Annotated in this window: 15 protein-coding genes; 2 read left to right on the top strand and 13 right to left on the bottom strand. The window is 36.2% G+C overall.

Annotated elements, in window-relative coordinates; translation table 11 throughout:
* Nucleotides 1–440 precede the first annotated feature (440 nt).
* Nucleotides 441–1256, bottom strand: a complete 816-nt coding sequence (locus ACIQXJ_RS22605; RefSeq protein WP_403057901.1) for a metallophosphoesterase — start codon at nucleotides 1254–1256, stop codon at nucleotides 441–443.
* A 270-nt stretch (nucleotides 1257–1526) separates the two neighbouring features.
* Between ACIQXJ_RS22605 and ACIQXJ_RS22600 the strand changes: the two genes are divergently transcribed.
* Nucleotides 1527–4565 (top strand): ATP-binding protein, encoded by a 3039-nt coding sequence (locus ACIQXJ_RS22600; RefSeq protein WP_403057904.1) that lies wholly within the window; start codon nucleotides 1527–1529, stop codon nucleotides 4563–4565.
* 4 nt (nucleotides 4566–4569) lie between these two features.
* Nucleotides 4570–5271: a response regulator gene (locus ACIQXJ_RS22595; protein ID WP_401013955.1), complete on the top strand. Its 702-nt coding sequence runs from the start codon at nucleotides 4570–4572 to the stop codon at nucleotides 5269–5271.
* Nucleotides 5272–5770: 499 nt separating this feature from the next.
* Here ACIQXJ_RS22595 and ACIQXJ_RS22590 read toward each other — a convergent pair whose 3' ends face one another.
* The 12 genes from ACIQXJ_RS22590 to ACIQXJ_RS22535 all read right to left on the bottom strand — a co-directional run bounded on the left by ACIQXJ_RS22590 (nucleotide 5771) and on the right by ACIQXJ_RS22535 (nucleotide 20140).
* Nucleotides 5771–8164 (bottom strand): S-layer homology domain-containing protein, encoded by a 2394-nt coding sequence (locus tag ACIQXJ_RS22590; protein WP_403057907.1) that lies wholly within the window; start codon nucleotides 8162–8164, stop codon nucleotides 5771–5773.
* 54 nt (nucleotides 8165–8218) lie between these two features.
* On the bottom strand, nucleotides 8219–9928 hold the full coding sequence (locus ACIQXJ_RS22585; protein WP_403057910.1) for an RTX toxin: 1710 nt from the start codon (nucleotides 9926–9928) through the stop codon (nucleotides 8219–8221).
* A 296-nt stretch (nucleotides 9929–10224) separates the two neighbouring features.
* Nucleotides 10225–13728 (bottom strand): InlB B-repeat-containing protein, encoded by a 3504-nt coding sequence (locus ACIQXJ_RS22580; RefSeq protein WP_403080893.1) that lies wholly within the window; start codon nucleotides 13726–13728, stop codon nucleotides 10225–10227.
* A 5-nt stretch (nucleotides 13729–13733) separates the two neighbouring features.
* Nucleotides 13734–14273 (bottom strand): phage tail protein, encoded by a 540-nt coding sequence (locus ACIQXJ_RS22575; RefSeq protein ID WP_403057919.1) that lies wholly within the window; start codon nucleotides 14271–14273, stop codon nucleotides 13734–13736.
* Nucleotides 14274–14285: 12 nt separating this feature from the next.
* Nucleotides 14286–14786, bottom strand: a complete 501-nt coding sequence (locus ACIQXJ_RS22570) for a phage tail protein (protein ID WP_403057922.1) — start codon at nucleotides 14784–14786, stop codon at nucleotides 14286–14288.
* Between the two features lie 15 nt (nucleotides 14787–14801).
* Nucleotides 14802–15314, bottom strand: coding sequence for a phage tail protein (locus tag ACIQXJ_RS22565; RefSeq protein WP_403057925.1), 513 nt, complete (start codon nucleotides 15312–15314; stop codon nucleotides 14802–14804).
* Nucleotides 15315–15335: 21 nt separating this feature from the next.
* A complete protein-coding gene (locus ACIQXJ_RS22560) occupies nucleotides 15336–15797 on the bottom strand; it encodes a GNAT family N-acetyltransferase (protein WP_403058041.1) in 462 nt (153 codons plus the stop codon).
* A gap of 20 nt (nucleotides 15798–15817) precedes the next feature.
* On the bottom strand, nucleotides 15818–16213 hold the full coding sequence (locus ACIQXJ_RS22555) for a hypothetical protein (RefSeq protein ID WP_403057928.1): 396 nt from the start codon (nucleotides 16211–16213) through the stop codon (nucleotides 15818–15820).
* Nucleotide 16214: 1 nt separating this feature from the next.
* Nucleotides 16215–17351, bottom strand: coding sequence for a hypothetical protein (locus tag ACIQXJ_RS22550; RefSeq protein WP_403057930.1), 1137 nt, complete (start codon nucleotides 17349–17351; stop codon nucleotides 16215–16217).
* Nucleotides 17352–17890: 539 nt separating this feature from the next.
* Nucleotides 17891–18613, bottom strand: coding sequence for an amino acid ABC transporter ATP-binding protein (locus ACIQXJ_RS22545; RefSeq protein WP_403057933.1), 723 nt, complete (start codon nucleotides 18611–18613; stop codon nucleotides 17891–17893).
* A complete protein-coding gene (locus ACIQXJ_RS22540; RefSeq protein WP_340821369.1) occupies nucleotides 18606–19265 on the bottom strand; it encodes an amino acid ABC transporter permease in 660 nt (219 codons plus the stop codon). Before ACIQXJ_RS22540 ends, ACIQXJ_RS22545 begins: the two co-directional genes overlap by 8 nt.
* Before the next feature lie 80 nt (nucleotides 19266–19345).
* Nucleotides 19346–20140, bottom strand: coding sequence for a transporter substrate-binding domain-containing protein (locus tag ACIQXJ_RS22535; RefSeq protein ID WP_403057936.1), 795 nt, complete (start codon nucleotides 20138–20140; stop codon nucleotides 19346–19348).
* Nucleotides 20141–20463: the final 323 nt, after the last annotated feature.

Below are 20463 nucleotides of genomic sequence, written 5' to 3'. Positions count from 1 at the left end.
GATTAGAGAGTCTACTGCTGTTGATTTGCGCTGCAGGCGGACGCTTTCCGCTCCAATCAACTAGAGTAAATTGTTTTAGTGCCTGGCACTTCGGCTCCTAAAATCGTAAAAATCCACTTCGCTTTCCGCTGGCACGACGTAAGCCACAACCGTCGCTGACGCGCCGCCTGTTGCGTCTTACGCTGCGTGCGTTCCTGCAGGAGTCTTCGTGGATTTTTCCTGGGATAGTCTTAAAATTCATGAAATGCAAGGTAAATTGTTTGCGTGCCTGGCACCGGCCCTCGGCACCAGCCATCCGCTCCAATTCAACTGGACATGTTTGCAGAGAAATTCCACTTTATGACCATCAAAAGAATAAAAAAAGACAAAAGGCAACAAGAGTGAACTTCTTGTTGCCTTTTGTCAACGTCTCTTTGCACTGGGCAACTAGGACCCAGTGTTTATTTTCTCTTTAAATCCATAACAATAATTTCTGGTAGATTAAAAACTCGAAAAGGCACACTACTATTCCCTAACCCTCGACTAACTACCATCTTGGTCTTGCCTTCCTCGTAAACACCAGCCGTGAACTTCGGAAACAGTCCCTGTCCTGGAGCGACAAGCCCTCCCATGCCAGGAATTCGAACCTGACCACCATGTGCATGGCCTGAGAATACTAAATCTATTTCTTGATTTACATACGTACTAAACACTTCTGGTCGATGCGCCAGCAACAGCTTTAGCATGTCCTCTGGAACATAAGCAGTCGCCATGTCCAGCATTTCTTCAGTTGATCTACCCATTAACGGATCTTCAATACCAACAATCGCCAAGCGCTCCCCGTCGCGCTCTAACACGGTCGATTCATTGGCCAACACATGTACACCTAACGATGACAGCGCCTCATAAATTTCACTAACCTTATTCGTCGCAACTTCATGGTTTCCAAGTACATAATAAACATCCGCTAATTCGACTAACCCTCTCACCGCCAGTAAGCTCTGCTCCAAATTAAAGCGATTACTATCAATAACATCGCCTGTAATAAATATATAATCTGGATTTGTAGCCTTAACCTTTGCAATGAGTTTCTGTTGGTTATTACCAAAGAGTGCATCATGTAAATCTGATATTTGTACAATGCGTAGTCCATCGAAGCTGACAGGCACTTTTTCAGATTCATATACATGCTTACTTACAACCAGCCAGTGATTGTTTACGTACAAAAAAATGACTATAAAAACAAGAAAAAATACTACGTATAATAATTTTTTCAATCGCAATCGCTCACTTTGTGGCTACTTTTTCAGAAAAACTTCTTACCCTTCTATTATAAGCAAAAAACAGAGCGATTGTAAGTAGATGCGCTTTAATTACACAAAATGCACAAAATCCAACCATGCTCATCCATCTTTTATAGGAAATCATGTGCATTTCATCTATTCTTAGTCAACTTTCACATGATATAATATGGGTATAATTTCATATTCATTTACTACGCTTTTAATATCAATACCTTAAAATAATATAAGAATGAGAGAACAAGAATGAAAGTGAGAATGAGAAAGTTATTACTTATTTTTATGGTCATTATTAGTATTATGATGATTGGGATGACATCTCGATTACTCAATAATGAAAGCCAAAATGCTCCTAAAGCCGTTGCAGGAGTAATAGATCTTAGACAGTATGATTTGCACAAAAACACCGTAAGCTTGGATGGAGAATGGGATTTTGTCCCCGATAAATTGTTGAATAATTCTGAATTATTCAACTCTCATTCTTATTCAGTAAATGTCCCATCACTATGGTCTAAGTACAAGCTTGATGATCAAAATTTTACTACACTGGGTAGCGGTACCTATCGTTTAAAAATTTTAATTAATGATACAGATACTATATTGGGCATAAAAACAGGTAATATTCGGATGTCGAATGCTATCTACATAAATGAAAAACGTATTGGACAAAGTGGAGAGCCTGCAGAAGATTCGACGTATATTCAACAGAATGTACCGTATGTTGCATATTTCTCACCTGACAATAATGAACTTGACCTCATCATTCATGTAGCTAATTTTGATTATGCATCAGGCGGAGGAATTATTGGTTCCATCTTTATCGGGGATCAAGCGAGTATTAGTAAATTAAGAGAAGGTTCACGTTTCTATGATTTAATAACCTTTGCTGCTTTTTTTACAATGTTTATTTATTTTGCTGGTTCCTATCTATATGCCAAGCTCGAAATTGAGCAGCTCTACTTTTCTTTATTCTGCTTCATGGTTGGTTTATACAGTCTATCTCATGGAGAAAAAATATTAATGTCATTACTCCCTATTAGCTATGAATTCCTGATAAGAGTCCAAATCATTTCAAGTATCGGTTCGGGTATCTTTATGCTACTGTATTTTTACCATGCCCTACAGCAATTTTCACATAAAAAGTTTGTGAAAGCACTTTGTATTATTGGCATTATATTATTAGCTACAGTAATGCTCCCAATATCCATTAGCTCATACTTACAAACAGTACACTCTATTTATATTTTAATAAATATCTTTTATTTGCTTTATATTCAAACGATTGCAATCTTTAAACGATTAATAGGAGCTATTTATTTATGGCTTAGTACTATGGCTATTCTTATCTATATGGTTGTCGCTACCTTAAATCTCAATATTAATCTAGAAATTTACTCTTTACCTCCCTTGCTTCCTTTTATTTGTTTAACGATGCTCTCTCTTTATATTTCTCATCGTTTTACAGATTCTTATTTAGAAAAAGGTAGATTAACAAATGCTTTAATTAGAGTGGATAAATTAAAAGATGACTTTCTTGCAAAAACCTCACATGAATTTCGCACTCCGTTACACGGTGTGATTGCCATATCTCATTCCATGTTAGAGCCTCAAGAAAGCTCTACATTAACAATGGAACAAAAAGAAAAAATATCGCTCATATTTAATATTACAGAAAAGTTATCACATCTTGTGAATGACATTCTAGATTTCTCAAAGTTAAAAGAAGGCGAACTAAAGCTTCGTCTTACAAACGTTGATCTTTATTCTGTGACCCATGTCATCGTTGAAATATTGTCGTACATCGGAAATAAAGACGTAAAGATTTACAATTACATTGAACGAGGAAAATTTATAGTAGCTGACGAGGATAGACTGCGTCAAATTCTTTATAACATAATAGAAAATGCTGTTAAGTATACTAGGCATGGAAAAGTAGAAATTTCATGCTACGAAGAACAAGGATTCCTTACTATTGAAGTAAGTGATACTGGGCGAGGCATAGCTCCAGAACATTTGGAGTCGATATTTGAACCATTCCGACAGTTAGAAGACGCAAGTAAAGGAACGGGGCTAGGGCTAAATGTGACGAAAGAGCTTGTGAAGTTGCATGGTGGCGAAATTACGGTCCATTCTGTTATTGATCAGGGAACAACTTTCTTTGTTAAATTACCTTTGCAGACAATAAAGAAAGTCCAGCAAGATAAACAACAACGGAATAAAATCACATTAACTAAAGATTATTTGCCGATAACATTTCCTTATTTTGAGGAAAGAAAAATGGGCAAAAAAATACTGATTGCTGATGATGATCATATTAACCTCAAAGTACTAATCGATATTCTTGCGAAAGAGAACTATTCTATTATCGCTGTTGATGATAGTCAGCAGGTTTTCGAACAATTACAAGTGCATCCAGATATAGACTTATTGATTTTAGATATTATGATGCCAAACCTTTCTGGATATGAAGTTTGCCAACAAATTAGGAAAAACTATTCTTCTGCAGAGTTACCGATTTTAATGCTTACAGCAGCCATCCGTCCTGAGGATATGCTAGCAGCATTCCAATCTGGGGCGAATGATTTTCTACACAAGCCATTAGATACTGCTGAATTGAAGACAAGGGTACGAAATCTTATCTTACTAAAGGAATCGGCTGAAACTGCAATTAAAATGGAGACTGCATTTTTACAAGCACAAATTAAACCCCATTTTATTTACAATGTTTTAAATTCGATTTTATCGCTAAGCTATTTAGACTTGGATAAAGCCCGTATTATGATAACAGATTTTGCTACATTTTTAAGAAGCAGCTTCTCGTTTGAGAATACAAATAGCCTTATTCCTCTAGAACAGGAGCTCATGTTAATTCAATCTTACGTCAATATTCACCAGACTAGATATCCAGATCAGCTTGAATGGGAAATTCAGATGGAGGAGCCTTTAAATATACTAATCCCCCCTCTGCTACTTCAGCCTTTAGTAGAAAATGCTCTTTTTCACGGCTTGAAAAACAAGCGAGTAAATGGAAAAGTAACAATGACTATTAAAAAAGATCAACAAATGATTGTTATTAAAATTAAGGACAACGGTATAGGTATGACACAAGAAACAATAGAAAACATTTTATCGGGAGAGCCATCCGCTCATCAGAGCGTCGGGATTCGCAATATCACTAAACGTTTAAAAAAATACGAGAAGACTACTTTCCATATTGAAAGTATTGTTAGTGAGGGAACGACCGTGATACTAAAATTTCCGCTATTTTTGGATGAAAAGAGGTGAAGGAATGTTAAAAGCTATCATTGTTGACGATGAAATTTTAGCAATCAATTTACTAGAGACGATGTTAAAGGACAATGGAACAATTAACGTTATCGGAAAATTTCTAAACCCTTTAGACGCAATAGCAAACATCCCCGCACTCAAACCAGATATTCTTTTTTTAGATATTGAGATGGCAGAGATGAATGGGATTGATGTTGCTAGTAAATTAGAAGGTTTAACACATGTATTGGATATTATTTTTGTAACTGCGTATGAGCATTATGCAATTGATGCCTTTTCTGTTCAAGCTATTGATTATATTTTGAAGCCCATTGATAAAGCTCGCTTAATGAAAACAATTGAAAGAATTTCTCTTCGGAAGGGAAATATGCAATTAACAGACGGAAATATACGCAATGAGGATGTTCAAGTCATTGATAATATTCACTTCCATGTTCACTCAGGAAAAGTTTACATCGATGGGATAGCTTTAATTTTATCCACTAAGGAATTTCATATACTGTACTTTTTAGCACAGCGTCCAGGGGAAATTTTCCATCCATCTGACCTGTATAAGCTCATTTGGGCGGAAGATAGTATCGGACAAACACAGGCGTTAAAAGTACATATCAGTAATTTGCGAAAAAAACTGGAATCCATCTCTGGCCATCGTGCTAAAATCGTAACTGTAAGGGGTTCTGGTTATCAATTCCTATTTGAGTAATTCTTTCTTTTTGGTAGCAGATGCGGTGCCCCCTGCTTAGAACGTAAGACAAGGGCACCACGCGCTATGGTTGCGGCTTACGGTATACCTAGAGAAATCGCAGGCAAAAGCCCGTGAATCGCCTGTACGTCAGCAGTTATCGCCGCTAACATTCTGCAAATCGCCCGTAAACCTTCGGAAAGCATCCACCGTAGCGGACATCAACGTAATCACAAACAGAGAATGAGATATAACTTTAAAAACGGACAAAGTTGTTAGCAAATTACTACTATGCATAATTAAAGATTAGAAGAATACACTAGTTGATGGTAGCGAAGGCGGTGACTCCTGCGGGAACAGCAAAAAACGTTAGACGCAACAGGCGGCGCGACAGCGACGGTTGCGGCTTACGGTGTGCCCGCGGAAAGCAACCGCCATAGCGGACATCAACGACATAGTAAAAAGTGTTAGATTGATTGCGGTCAATCTAACACTTTTTCTCTTTTGGTACCCGTTCGCTTTATTTTTTTGCCGCTTCTTGAATCTCATAAAATGCCCAATGATTACTTGGGACATCTTTAAATATTGGCTCTTGATGTTCTGTTGTTACTGGCCGTTCAAACAGACGATTTAGAACCTTCACCGCTTGGGCACGTGTTAAATAACCTTCAGGATTAAATGTGTCTACCGTTACGCCAGTCATAATGCCTAATGCATTGACAGTATTAATCGCTTTTACAGCCCAATGACTATCACTAACATCTTTGAAAATGATACCTTCTGATGTTGGTTTGCAAAAATCTGCATTAGGATTTTCTTTGCACTGTCTTTCTATCCAACGAGCTGCTACTACTGCCATTTGTACACGTGTAATGGAACCGTTCGGATTAAAGCTCGTCTCCGTAACACCTTTAAATAAACCTGTTTCCTTCACAAATTCGATTGCATCTTTTGCATCATGTTGAGCCGTATCTGTAAATGTCGCATTAGACTTTGGAATCGCATTACTAGTTAGTTGTCGGGCAAACATACTTGCCATCTGTGCGCGCGTTACAAATGCATTCGGTCGGAATGTACCATCTGCATAGCCTTGAATATAAGGTGTATATTTAACATCGTCACCCTTGTCTGGCAAATAGAGCATGGAGAAAGTAGAAAATTTCTGCACTTCAAATTGCAAGCCTAGCATATCTTTTTGATAATCTACAACTTTCCCGCGTAATAACTCTTTTGTTCCATCGCTATGCTCGATATAGATAGCTAGATTATTAAGCTGTTCTTGGGATAAATTATTAGGCAAAGGTAAGGTTAATGTTACTGGGCGATTTTGCATATTGGTCTCAATCTTCATTGGACGCCCTATTAACTTACTAATTGAACTATCAGTTATATCTTTATCAATCAATTCATGTTTCGCACGCTCTTCGATTTTTAATTGCTCGTTTTGTTCATTTAAAGGTATTAGTCGGAAATATAAATTATCATTAAATGTTGCCAATGAATCTTTTGAAACATCGATGTTTACATTATAAGCCTGGATAGTTAGATTTAATTGATTGTTTTTCAACAGGCTAACAATATTATTAGGTATTGATATATCAACCTGTTTTACTTTGTCCTGTGAATCTGGAATAACAATACGTGCTTGATCTGAACCTACTTCTTTCAACTTAGAAATAGTTTCCAATGCACTTTTTTCTGTTAAAACCACTTCATCTTTCATCGATCCATCTTCACTAATTATTCGTTTAATTGTCGTTTTAGAAACAGCTTCTCCACTACTTGATTCTATATTCACAGTAAAACTTTCTGTAGATTCAGAGACAGTTGTATCCCCGCTATTAATAGGAGCATTTTCCCTAGTAACCAAAATTGTATATTCCCTAGGGCTACCATCTTCAGCAGTCACTAAAATCTTTATTGTATTCATACCTGTTACTAGCTTTATTGCTTCAGTACTTGTCTTACTATTTATTGTTACATTTGCTTTATCGTCTTCAGCTATAGCTCTAATATTTACACTATCTACTATATGTGGAACTTTGGCCGTATAAGACATTATCTTCTTATCAAATGGTGTATTGAAGTTGCCCGATGAAATCGTTAACTCCTTTAAAAAAGCATTTTGACTCGGTGAAAATGCTTTTACATTAATAGAGAAGACTTTAGTTTCCACATAGTCACCGATGAAAATTTTAGCAGTCAATGTAACCTTTTCATTTCCTTTGCCTGCAGATGGGCGTATAACTTCGCCATTCCCTTTAACTACCTCTGGCTTGTCAGATGACCAAGTTATTGATGCACCATTATCTCCAATAATAGGTAGAACAAGATTTTTCGTTACATTTTCTGAAGTATCATCTTGAGCATATTGAATAGTAAGAGCATCTTTATCAAGTTGTACTTTGTTAATAAAAATACCATTAACTTCACTGTCAAACACAGATTGTAAAGTTTCTATAGAATCAAAACCTTGACTAGGACGTGCCATAATAATTTGCTGACAGACTTTATCTTGATCTTCTATAGTCAGGCCATTGAAGTTACTATAATTTAAATGATAATCATCCATAAAAATTGTCCATAGTGTAAGTGCATCTGTCGCATTGTTAACATTTATAAGATAGGATCGATCATTGACAGCATTTAAATATACTTGCCGTAAAGTACTTGTAGAAGTATACCCTGTCTGTGGTCGCTCAATTAATAATTTATTTGCCAAATAATTTTGATCTGCTACTTTAAAATTTTGAAATAAATCATTTCCTTGAGCTGAGTAATGTACTACACTCCAATCCGTAGTCATTGCCAATTTCATTTCTTCTTTATTAGTTGCGGTATTAAATGAATAAAAATCACTTTTCGCTGCTACAAAAGTCACAGGCATCATAATAATTACTAAGATAGTTAGCATAAATAAATTTATTACTTTTCTTATAGAATATTGAATAAAAATCGCCCTCTCTTTTTAATAGTGACCAATTGTAGAATAATCGTTTTTAGGTAATAATATCCATTCTGATTTGTTGAAAATTGATGAACCAGATTGTAGCCTTTTATCTCTTATATAACCACCGCTACTTTCCAATATCGGGATGATTGAATCCCTAAGCCCAATCGTATCTACTACAATGCCATTACTGTCTTTTAATGTAATTGAAACCGTTATTTTAGAGGCATCTCTAAAAATAAAATCATCATTGAAGTATTGTGAAGTAGTAATATCAAAAAAGTCATAAAAATAAGTATGGATTAACACAAAGTTTGTGTTTGGATAAACTAAAGGTATATTTATTGTTTTGATACTATGCTGCTTTAAAATTAAATTATATTGCTGAATTTCTATTTTATAATTTGATAGAGGAACCATTGTTGCATTATATATTTCTAGCACATCATTATATTCTCCATTTTGCACAAAATCCGATATAAAAAGTCCTGGGGCTTCTACACTGAAAAGAAAGCTTGTTGATACTAGTCCACCTTTTCCATCATCTGCTGAAATAGTAATTACGCTTGTACCCAATGCATTTTGTGTAATTTTAAGAGACGAACCATTCAGACTAGCAGTTGCTACTCCGCTATTACTAGAACTTACAGTTAACGTTAAAGTATCGTTATCATCGTCTGTAAACACATCACTTACTATAATCTCCCAAGGCTTTCCTCCTATTGTTGCTCTTTGATTACTAATTGTTTTAGCAACCATTGGGGCATGGTTAAACGTTGGGTTAGATACAGTAACTATAAAACTTGTAGATACTTGCCCACCTTTTCCATCATCTGCATGGACTGTAATAGTACTTACGCCTGCTGCTATCGGCAAAACAGTAATTGTTTGTCCATTAATTTGAGCTGTAGCAATAGATTCATCACTAGAATTAACATTTATCGTAAGAACGTCATTGTCTGCATCTGAAAAAACACCACTACCGTCTATAGTGATGACATCATTCACTATTCCTGATTTATTACTAATTGATTGCGCAACCACGGGAGATTGGTTCGGTGGACTAGTTACGGTAACAGCAAATGTTGTAGTTTCACTACCCCCGTTACCATCATCCGCTTTTACTGAAATTATACTTTGACCTATGCCTACAGGTACGATAGTAATCATTTGAGAATTTAATTGAGCTGTAGCAACAGATTCATCACTGGAACTAACTTCTAACGTTAAAATATCATTATCTACATCAGCAAAAACATTACTTGCATCAACTAGAATTGGCGCATCTCCAACATGCCCAGTTTGATCATTTATTACTTGAGTAACTATTGGTATGTTATTCAACGTAGGTAAGACTTCTACTTCAAAACTACTGCTTGCTCTCCCTAACTTTCGATCATCAGCACTAATCTTTATTCGTGTCTTCCCAGGTGAAAGTACCTCAATCGTTAATAAATTTGAATTTAAATCTGCTGTTACAATACCTACAGTTTCAGTAATAGCTTTAAGTATTAACTGATCGTTATCTGCATCATAAAATAACTTACTTAAATCAATAACAATTTTTCCTTGTCCAAGTGTCATTGATTGCTTTGGAATTATTTCAGAAGCTACAACAACAGGTGGATGATTACCAGAAGCTGCATAGGCTGATTTTTCTTGAACACAAAAACTACAGATTAAAGTTAGTAAAATGGCTATCATAAGACATTCTCTTTTTCGATACAAAGTGACCCCTCCTTTTTAAAAATTATGTAATGACTTATAACTCACCCCTCATTATATATCAGTACTAAAATCCTAACTACGACATATCACAATAACAAAAGTTAATTTTTCTTAACCTTTATTTGATATAAAAGTGGAAATTACATAATTTATTTTATCTGTTATATAGTTGAAATTTACTAAACGGCAAAACAAAAAACCCGAACTATTACAAAACACTAAATTAGAGTGTTTTCAAAAAAGTTCGGGATTTTCATTGGCAAAAATTCTTTCATTCAGCCTTTTTAACTAATTCATTATCTATTATGAGTATGTTTTACTGCAGCTTCTTGAATCTCATAAAATGCCCAATGATTACTTTGGACGTCTTTAAAAATTGGACTTTGATGCTCTGTTGGCGCTTGACGCTCAAACAAGTGATTTAGTACCTTCACTGCTTGTGCACGAGTTAAATTACCATCTGGATTAAATGTGTCTGCCGTCGTCCCAGTCATAATTCTCAATGCACTCACAGTAGCAATTGCTTTATTAGCCCAATGGCTACTACTCACATCTTTGAAATCTATATCTTGTGAGGTTGCTTTACAAAATTCTGCATTTGGATTGTCCGAACACTGCTTCTCTATCCAACGAGCGGCTACTGCCGCCATTTGGGCACGCGTAATGAAGCCATTTGGATTAAAGCTTGTCTCCGTAACACCATTAAATAAACCTGCATCCTTCACAAATTCTATGGCATCTTTTGCGTCATGTTGCATTGTATCTGTATACGTTGCCTGCGCTTGCGGAATTGCATTACCTGTTAATTGACGAGCGAACATACTTGCCATCTGTGCGCGAGTTACAGATGCATTCGGACGGAATGTGCCATCTGCATAGCCTTGAATATACGGTGTATGTGTAATATCGTCAGTCGTTGGTTCCTCATCTACTGGTAAATAGAGAATCGAGAAAGTAGAGAATTTCGTAACCTCAAATTGTACACCTAGCATATCTTTTTGATAATCTACAACTTTGCCGCGTAATAACTCTTTTGTACCATCGCTATGCTCAATAAAAATTGCTAAATTATCAAGTTGTTCTTGTGTTATATTCTTCGGTAATGGCAATGTTAAAGTCACAGGACGATTCTGCATATTCGTTTCAATCGTCATTGGACGACCTATTAAATTCACTTTTTCACTTTGTAATGTATCCTTAATTATATCCTCTTTTAGTATTCTTTCCTCCACTTGATGTTGCTGTTCCAATGACTTGATAGGCACCAAACGGAAGTATAAATCATTACTAAAGTTCAACATAGATACATTTGGAATAGAAATTATAGCATTCATAGTTGCAATTTCCAAATTTATGTTTCCAGCATTTATTTGAGCTACTGAAGATTTAGGAATATCAACGACAACTTCACTTACTTTATCGTTTGCATCAGGAATAATAATACGTGCAGTATCATTACCCAGTTGTTTTGCTTTTTCAATTGTTTCCTTAGCGATATCCTCCGACATCGAAACATGATCTTTAATTACTCCATCTGGCATCGTCGTACGAATAATTGGTGTTTTCGTTAAATTCACACCATTTTCTCCTTCAACATTCACAACAATGTGTTCAGTATTTGTTGATGGTGTAGAGCTTTCGTTACTATCATTATTAGTAGGTGGTGATACAACTCTAATCCATTTGGAATAAATTGTAACAATTCTTGTTATGGAACTACTATTAAAGTCAAATAGCTTTTCCAGTGTACTGCTTGTATACCAACCTCCAAATGTATAGCCTGCTTTCGTTGGCGCTGGCGTTGGTTCACTTGCCTTTTGTCCATGTGCTACCGATTGACTTGGTACTAGACTCCCACCATTCACTTCAAAATTAACCATGTAAGTAACCGGTTTCCATTTCGCATAAAGTGTCGTATTGGCTGTGATTTCATTGTTGAAATCATAAGTTTCTGTAAGCGTTACATCTGTGTACCAACCTCCAAATGTATAGCCCGCTTTCGTTGGCGCTGGCGTTGGTTTACTTGCTTTTTTTCCGTATGTTGCGGATTGACTTGGTACTGCACTTCCACCGTTTACTTCAAAACTAACAGTATACTTCAGTGGTTCCCACTTCGCATAAAGTGTCGTATTGGCTGTAATGACATTGTTGGTGAAATCATATTGTTCCGTTCCCTCATCATCTGTATACCAGCCTTCAAATGTGTATCCTGCTTTTGTTGGTGCTGTTGGCACAGTTGCCTTTTTGCCATGTGCTACGGATTGACTTGGTACTACACTTCCACCGTTTACTTCAAAATTCACTGTGTAACCAACTGGTTCCCACTTCGCGTAAAGTGTCGTATTGGCTGTAATGACATTGTTGGTGAAATCATATTGTTCTGTTCCCTCATCATCTGTATACCAGCCTTCAAATGTGTATCCTGCTCTTGTCGGTGCTGTTGGCACAGTTGCCTTTTTGCCATGTGCTACGGATTGACTTGGTACTACACTTCCACCGTTTACTTCAAAATTCACTGTGTAACCAACTGGTTCCCACTTCGCGTAAAGTGTCGTATTGGCTGTAATGACATTGTTGGTGAAATCATATTGTTCTGTTCCCTCATCATCTGTATACCAGCCTTCAAATGTGTATCCTGCTCTTGTCGGTGCTGTTGGCACAGTTGCCTTTTTGCCATGTGCTACGGATTGACTTGGTACTAGACTTCCACCGTTTACTTCAAAACTAACAGTATACTTCAGTGGTTCCCACTTCGCGTAAAGTGTCGTATTGGCTGTAATGACATTGTTGGTGAAATCAAATTGTTCTGTTCCCTCATCATCCGTATACCAGCCTTCAAATGTGTATCCTGCTCTTGTCGGTGCTGTTGGCACAGTTGCCTTTTTGCCATGTGCTACAGATTGACTTGGTACTACACTTCCACCGTTTACTTCAAAATTCACTGTGTAACCAACTGGTTGCCACTTCGCGTAAAGTGTCGTATTGGCTGTAATGACATTGTTGGTGAAATCAAATTGTTCCGTTCCCTCATCATCTGTATACCAGCCTTCAAATGTGTATCCTGCTTTTGTTGGTGCTGTTGGCACAGTTGCTTTTTCTCCGTGTGCGATGGATTGATCTGGTACTAGACTCCCCCCATCTACATCAAAGCTGACTTTATGCTTCACTTCTACAGGGGGGGAGGTATTAAAATCAACTAATGAAATATCTCCAAAAACTGCATAGTCATCTATCATATTTGGCGAAGAAAGAATTAATGTAATAATATTTTCACTACCAATATCATTTATATTCTGTTCAGTAAGTAAGTCACCGATGGGTAACAGAATAGGTATTTCGAATTTATTAAATATATAAGATGGTTTAGAAAAACCCTTCTCGACACCTTCATATTTACTCGGAAAAACAGATAGGGGATATCCATCTCCTTCAGTAACTGTCCAATCGTCCGAGCTACCAATATTAATTGTCAAAGAGGATATATCTCCCCCACCCGTATAATTCATTGGCGTAAGACTTAACTTAGCATTAGAATAGTCAGAACCAGATGGTAAGCTAAATTTTAAATAAGTAGTGTATATTTTATCACCTGAATCCCAACCACCAGCCGCCATCACATCGCCTATCATTATGTCAACTTTATTTGGTATATCTTTAGAAACAGTTCCCGTTACAATATTAATAGGTTCAATAGCTGGAATTGCTGCCCTCGCAACTTGTATTTCTAAAAATGGTTGTACAATGATGAGTAACATTGCAAACAACATAAGTACAACATTTATCCGTTTATAGTTTCTCATCTATCTCACCCTTCTTTCACTGGGTATTCACCATACAAACAAATAATAAAGTTTAATGCTACATATGGCTGCATGTTATTGTGCGGCATATTTCCTCCAGTTGGTTCAATCGCTTGCTGATGAATACTTACTTTTGTAGTTGGTGTAAATTCTTTATATATCTTCTTTGGATTAAATCCTCCTATAGCGCCCCAAACAGCACCTTCGGGACTACTAACTCCACCCGTTGTTTTTGTGCTCCCTTGCATTTCATGCTTATGAGCAGGCATTTGCTCACTACTTAATGACACACTTACTTCACCTACTTCTGTGGCAAATTCCCTTGTTGTAAGTCCTGTGCCCGTTCCGTAATGCATGGGCGCTTTACCTCTTAAATCTGGCAACTTAAAGTCTGTTTTGCCATCGCCACCAAATCTATTACCAATAATTGAAAATAACACTTGGTGCTGATTAACAAGTAATGTACTTCCATCACAAAAAGCCCAATCACTTGGTGCATAATTGCCAGCGAATATTCTAATCTCTCCTGTATAGGCTTCTGCCATTTTCGTTCCTCCCTAACTTCGTGGTGGGAAAATCCCCATTGTTGCAATACAAAACGATACGACTAGATAAGGCTGCATATTATTATGTGCCTGATTTTGTCCAGTGACTGTCATCGCTGTTGCACTCATTGCAGTATTTAGATTACTAGCAAACATATTATTACCATTCACTTTTCCCCATACGTTACTCTTTGGTGTTGCTTTATTTGTTTCATCCTCATTAGCATAAACTTCATGAGTATGATTAGGCATTTCATTTATCGTTAATGCGTGTGTTGCTTCACCACCTGTTGATGCATAGGCAATTTCGTCACTTTTATGTAACGGTACTTTACCTTGCAAATTGGGTAAGGCAAATGTTGTTTTACCATCTCCTCCGTATTTATTTCCTATCAAAGAATAAAGTGCTATGTATTGATTTACCGACAATAGGCGTCCATCACACGGTAACCAATTTTGAGGTATTCTGTCGAAACTAAAAAGTCGTACTTCTCCTACAAACGGTTCTGCCAATGTACTTCCTCCCTTTTAAGAAAAATATGGGTACAGACCCTGCGTTGCAATAATAAAATTAATAACCAATGAAGGCATGACATTTTCATGTTGCTGATTGCCACCTACAGACGACACTAAATTGCTATCCATCTGCACAATATCACTAGTTGTACTTGTTTGATAATTCTTTAAATCAGCTACTCCCCAAACATTATTAGCCGGTGAACTTTCTGTTGTTTCTGTTTTTTCATTATTTGCAGTAACAATATGCGTATGAGCTGGTAAATTGGCTTCTGTTAATGTCACTGTCTCCACTCCGCCTTTACTTGCAATAGGATATTCGGGACTCTTATGTATCGGGATTCTTCCACGTAAATCAGGTAACGCAAAATTTGTTACCCCATCCCCACCATATTTATTTCCTATTAACGAAAAAAGAGCCTGGTACTCATTAACTGATAATAATTGTCCATTACATAGCTCCCAATCCCTTGGAGCATACTTACCACTAAACATACGAATTTCACCTAGGTACGCATCTGACATACCAACACACTCCTTCTCTTTTTATTTCCATAACATTTTCATATAAATCTCGTCTTCTTGAATAACTTGAAACCCTAATCTTTCATAGAGATATCTTGCTATGTTAGTTTTATGAACGTGTAATACAACTGCTTTTCTTTGTACTTTTGCCTTTTTCTGCAGTTGAACAATAATATATGTCCCAATACATCTTCCCTGGTAGTTTGGCAATATAGCTATATCTATAAGATGATGGTATTCAGGTAGTTCTTCCGTGAGAATCCTACCAACACATTTAGCATCTGCGACAATAATCCAATGATTTGCCTTTGGAAATTGCCGTTTATATGAAGCTTGTTGCGCGCTCCATTGCATTGCTAAAAAATCTTCTTTTTGTTCAGCTGACCATCCCCATGAATCTACTTCTTGATTTCTTGTAGAAGTATAGATTTCGTAGAGAAATGCTTCATCTTCCTTTGTGATAGATTTAAGCTTTATTTTCATCAAATATGTTCCACTTTCTTTTAGGCATTCTTATTGGTCACAATGATAGATCGTACAAAGTTATGTCCTTTGTCAGGCAAGTCTTCCCAACTATCGACGTGCAATTGATGATCAGCTAAGCATTCAGCTCGATTTTTGCTCTTTTGTGGAACGTCTAGCGCTATCGAGATTGTGCCATATGATTTTTCGCCTTGTGGGACTATATCTCGCCATGAGCAAGAGCATTCATATCCATTGGGACCTGTGGATGCTTTTATTCCCAATGCCTGTAATGTTGTGTTTGGAGGAATATTTACCGGCTTCTTGTCTTCCATATCATCGGTATTCCAGATACCCCACGCTAGCTGCGATTGAAAAACTTCAAGCTCACGGTCTGTTGCATTTGTAATCATTAGTGAAAATGTCCAAGTCGCCATTTTAGTGCGCTCCTCCTGTCGTTACTTTATTTCTCGTATTATCCATTACATCGTATAGATGCGTACGATGTAATACGGCATAATCCCATTCAGAAGCACCAATTAACGTTGTTACATTATTGTTATCCGTTCGATAAAGAAGAATCATTTTACTAAAAATCCAAGGTACAACGTCCATATCTTTATCACTCGGGGCTTCAAAAACTCTTTCTTTCGATTTTTTCTCAGTTTGCTGTTGCTCTGTTGTAACAGCATTTAATATATTAAACTTCGCTTTTAATTCCGCCTGTAGTTCCTGTGCCACACTTGCCTTTACCACTTTTTCATCAGAAACAGAGATCTTTTCAGTAAATTTAAAGGCTGTTTCAATGGTACTAACTTTCTCTTCCACCACTTTACTTGTAGTAGATAATCCAAACTCATCTTTTACTGTAATTTTCCCTTTTTTCGTAACAGTTTCGATTTTAGACGCATCTGCTCTTAAACTAGTCACTTCTACGGAATAATACTGTTGCACTTCACGTTGCTTTAAATAAAGACTATCAAACGTTAAATCATTGACCCCATCAAATAATCTTTTTGAAATAGTAAAGATAGGTGTTTTGTATAACGACATCTTTTCAAAATGAACACCACTAGGAATATATTGATTTAAATCAATATCTCTCACATCTTCGATTTCAACTAATGCGTTAATTTTGGACCAATCTGTTTCTAGATTGTTTCTTATTTCATTTTGTTTCAATTTATCTAGCTTGTTAGAAATTCGGATATTTCGAACAAAGCTATGGCCATCATGTGTAATGTCTTTCCACTCAGCTACTTCAAAATATCCATTTGCTCGACATCTAGCTTCATTAGGATCATTATAAGGAACATTCACATAAAGACTTATTACCCCGTACGGTGCTTGCATTTCACTATTTTTATCTTTCCAAGAGCAAGAAAATTCATAACCATTTGGTCCAAATGCTGATTTGGCGCCAACAGCTTGAATTGTTTGCCCCGCTTTAATAGTTTGAGGTTTTTTATCCTCTTCACCATCTGTATTCCAATAGCCCCAATGTAATTGCGATTCTACTAGCTCTAAATCTCGATCTGTATCATTTGTGACATTTAAATAAAAAGTCCATGCCATCGCTACTCCTCCTAATATCAGAATTTTCCGAACAATAAATACATATTTATATTTAATTGCTATCTCTTACTACCTAAAAAACGGTGTCGAATATTGTATTTTCTTAGGACTCTCTTACTGTTTTTCATTATATTATAAATTCCCTATTTTCCTCTACGAAATTTAAGTTAAGTTTTCTTAACCTTTCTGCCTACTATCTTGTAATAATGCAAAAAAATCTGCTCATGCTCCCATAGATGAACATAAACAGATTATAGGGATATTTTATTTAATTAAAACGAGTGAGTATCTTCCATGTTAATTCATTACGATACATATCATTATCCTTTGTTGCTAATGATGAATCATTAGTTACAGCGAATATTACTGCAGCCGTCGCTTCTGAGCTTTTAGAAAAAGAGCATCCATTAGGAACCTATCATATAGAGGAGTTATTCAAGCTTGATGCATTTATAGAACAATTTGATGATTCTTCTTTCATTTAAAACAAAAAACGCATTTAGCCTCTAATATAAACGAGACTAAATGCATTTCATAATTTATAAAACTTTTTCTAAAAAGTCTTTTGCACGTTGTGTAGAGGGTGAAGAGAAAAACTCTTCTGGCGGTGTATCTTCTATAAGCTTTCCACCGTCAAGGAATAGAATACGATCTGCCACTTCACGCGCGAAGCCCATTTCATGCGTTACGATTAACATCGTCATCCCTGAATCTGCTAAGTTTTTCATAACTGCTAACACCTCTTTAACCATTTCTGGGTCAAGTGCAGAAGTAGGCTCATCAAACAGTATCACTTTTGGGTCCATCGCAAGTGCTCTAGCAATTGCTACACGTTGCTTTTGTCCACCTGAAAGGCGACTTGGATACTCATTACGCTTCTCAAAAAGGCCCACTTTCGTTAGCAAATCTTCAGCATTTTTAATTGCTGTTGCCTTGTCCATCCCCTTTACATTGATGGGTGCATAAGTTAAGTTTTCTAAAACTGTTTTATGTGGAAAAAGGTGAAAATGCTGAAATACCATGCCGACTTCTTCACGTATCTTCATAATATTTGTTCCTTTATCAGTAAGGTTATCTCCAGCGATTGTAATCTTCCCACTCGTCGGCTCTTCTAATAAATTTAAGCAACGTAAGAATGTAGACTTACCAGAGCCTGATGGTCCAATAATAGCAATTACTTCTTTTTCTTTTATTTCAGTTGAAATACCTTTTAGTACTTCATTTTGTCCAAATGATTTGTGTAAATCTTCAATTTTAATCACTTTTTCTCATTCCTTTCTCGATTCGTTTACCAAGGAACGTCAAGACAAGCGTCATAATATAGTAGATTACCCCAGCAAATAGTAAAGGTTCAAGGTAACGATACGTTGAACCCCCCACAATATAGGCACGGCGCATAATATCAAGTGCACTAATAACCGTTACAACAGCTGTTTCTTTATTTAAAGTAATAAATTCATTTACTAAAGAAGGTAAAATATTTTTTACTGCTTGTGGAATAATAATATCTTTCATCATTTTTGAATACGGTATACCTAATGCTTGAGCTGCTTCCATTTGACCTTTATCCACGGCGTTGATTCCGGCACGGATAATTTCTGAAATATAAGCACCTGAGTTTAACCCGAAAGCAATGATTGCTGTTGGAATTGGCTCAATTTGAATATCTAATAATTGTGGAACTGCGTAGTAAATAATTAATAATTGTAGTACAAGTGGCGTACCGCGGAAAATGGACGTGTAGAAATCCGCAAGCCATCGTAGAATTTTTACTTTCCCTATTTTACATAATGCTAATAATATACCCACGATAAAACCGATGATGGATGCACCGATTGCAATTTGAAGTGTAACACCTATTCCTTTTAATATATAAGGAATAGAGGGAATGATTGCTGTAAAATCTAGATTCACAGCGTCCCCTCCTTTCTCTTTTCCTTTTAGTGAAATGGACAAGCGATAGCCCTAAATAGAGCTATCGCATTTCAAATGAATTATTCAGCTTTTTCTAACCATTTTTCTTCAAGCTGTTGAATTTTGCCTTCATCAGCTAGTTCTTTTAATGCTTTGTTAATTTTATCTTTTAAATCGCTACCTTTTTGAACAGCGATTGCTTTATGGTCTTCTGGTTGTACTTCTACTGGGAACGCCGCTAATTTATCGTTTGTTTTTAGATAACCTTTAGCTACGCCACCTTCCATAATTGCTCCGTCCAAGCGTTTTGACATCATATCTTGGACAATTTCAGGAATACGTGTACGCCCTTCAATCGATACATCTACTTTTTCAGCAATAGCTTTACCTAAATTTTCTTGAATTGAAGCAGTTTGTACACCGACTTTTTTACCAGCTAAATCCGCTTCTTTTTTAATACCGCTATCTTTTTTAACTACGATAACTTGTTCTGTTTGATTGTATTTGTCAGAGAAATCTACGACCTTTTCTCGCTCTTCATTTGGTGTCATCCCCGAAATAACAACATCTACTTTACCTGCCTGTAAAGCAGGAACTAAGCTGTTAAAGTCCATATCTTGAACTTGCATTTCTACACCAAGTTTTTCACCGACTAATTTAATTAAATCAATATCAAAACCAATAATTTCTTCACCTTTAGCAGCGTCAACATATTCAAATGGTGCGTAGTCTGCTGATGTACCTACTTTTAGTACTTGTTTCTCTGCTGTATCTGAACCCGTATTTGAATTTGTTGCATTATCTTCTTTAGTACCACATGCTGCAAGTACACCGATTACTAGAACGAGCATAAGCATGAAAATTTTGTTCTTCATATTCTAATTTCTCCTTTTTTTTCATTTTTTATTGTATATGAGACATTTGCGTCTCGAAAATAGCGATTGGATATTTATTCATAGAGAAGAATAAAAAATCTATCTGCTAATTAAGATATACTCTTTCAAAATAATTTTCAAGCTATACACGAAATTTTTTAACAAAATATTTTACACAGAATTTTCTAATAAATCAATGTTTTTATATTTTATCGTTATTTTTTAATTGCTCTCAAACGTATTACATTACTATTTTCATTCTTGTCATCATTTATGCCTGTAAAACATAGGACATCTGTCAAAATGAATGAATATTGAAAAAG

The sequence above is a fragment of the Lysinibacillus sp. NPDC097868 genome (genome assembly GCF_044761135.1).
Lineage (GTDB): Bacteria > Bacillota > Bacilli > Bacillales_A > Planococcaceae > Lysinibacillus.
The sequence above is the reverse complement of the archived record's forward strand: the minus strand, read 5'-3'. Positions and strand labels throughout refer to the sequence as shown.

Coding starts and splice junctions, on each gene's coding strand:
- ACIQXJ_RS22595 (WP_401013955.1), top strand. CDS start 4,570: ATGTTAAAAGCTATCATTGTTGACGATGAAATTTTAGCAATCAATTTA.
- ACIQXJ_RS22600 (WP_403057904.1), top strand. CDS start 1,527: ATGAAAGTGAGAATGAGAAAGTTATTACTTATTTTTATGGTCATTATT.
- ACIQXJ_RS22560 (WP_403058041.1), bottom strand. CDS start 15,797: ATGAAAATAAAGCTTAAATCTATCACAAAGGAAGATGAAGCATTTCTC.
- ACIQXJ_RS22565 (WP_403057925.1), bottom strand. CDS start 15,314: ATGTCAGATGCGTACCTAGGTGAAATTCGTATGTTTAGTGGTAAGTAT.
- ACIQXJ_RS22555 (WP_403057928.1), bottom strand. CDS start 16,213: ATGGCGACTTGGACATTTTCACTAATGATTACAAATGCAACAGACCGT.
- ACIQXJ_RS22590 (WP_403057907.1), bottom strand. CDS start 8,164: ATGCTAACTATCTTAGTAATTATTATGATGCCTGTGACTTTTGTAGCA.
- ACIQXJ_RS22550 (WP_403057930.1), bottom strand. CDS start 17,351: ATGGCATGGACTTTTTATTTAAATGTCACAAATGATACAGATCGAGAT.
- ACIQXJ_RS22580 (WP_403080893.1), bottom strand. CDS start 13,728: ATGAGAAACTATAAACGGATAAATGTTGTACTTATGTTGTTTGCAATG.
- ACIQXJ_RS22535 (WP_403057936.1), bottom strand. CDS start 20,140: ATGAAGAACAAAATTTTCATGCTTATGCTCGTTCTAGTAATCGGTGTA.
- ACIQXJ_RS22575 (WP_403057919.1), bottom strand. CDS start 14,273: ATGGCAGAAGCCTATACAGGAGAGATTAGAATATTCGCTGGCAATTAT.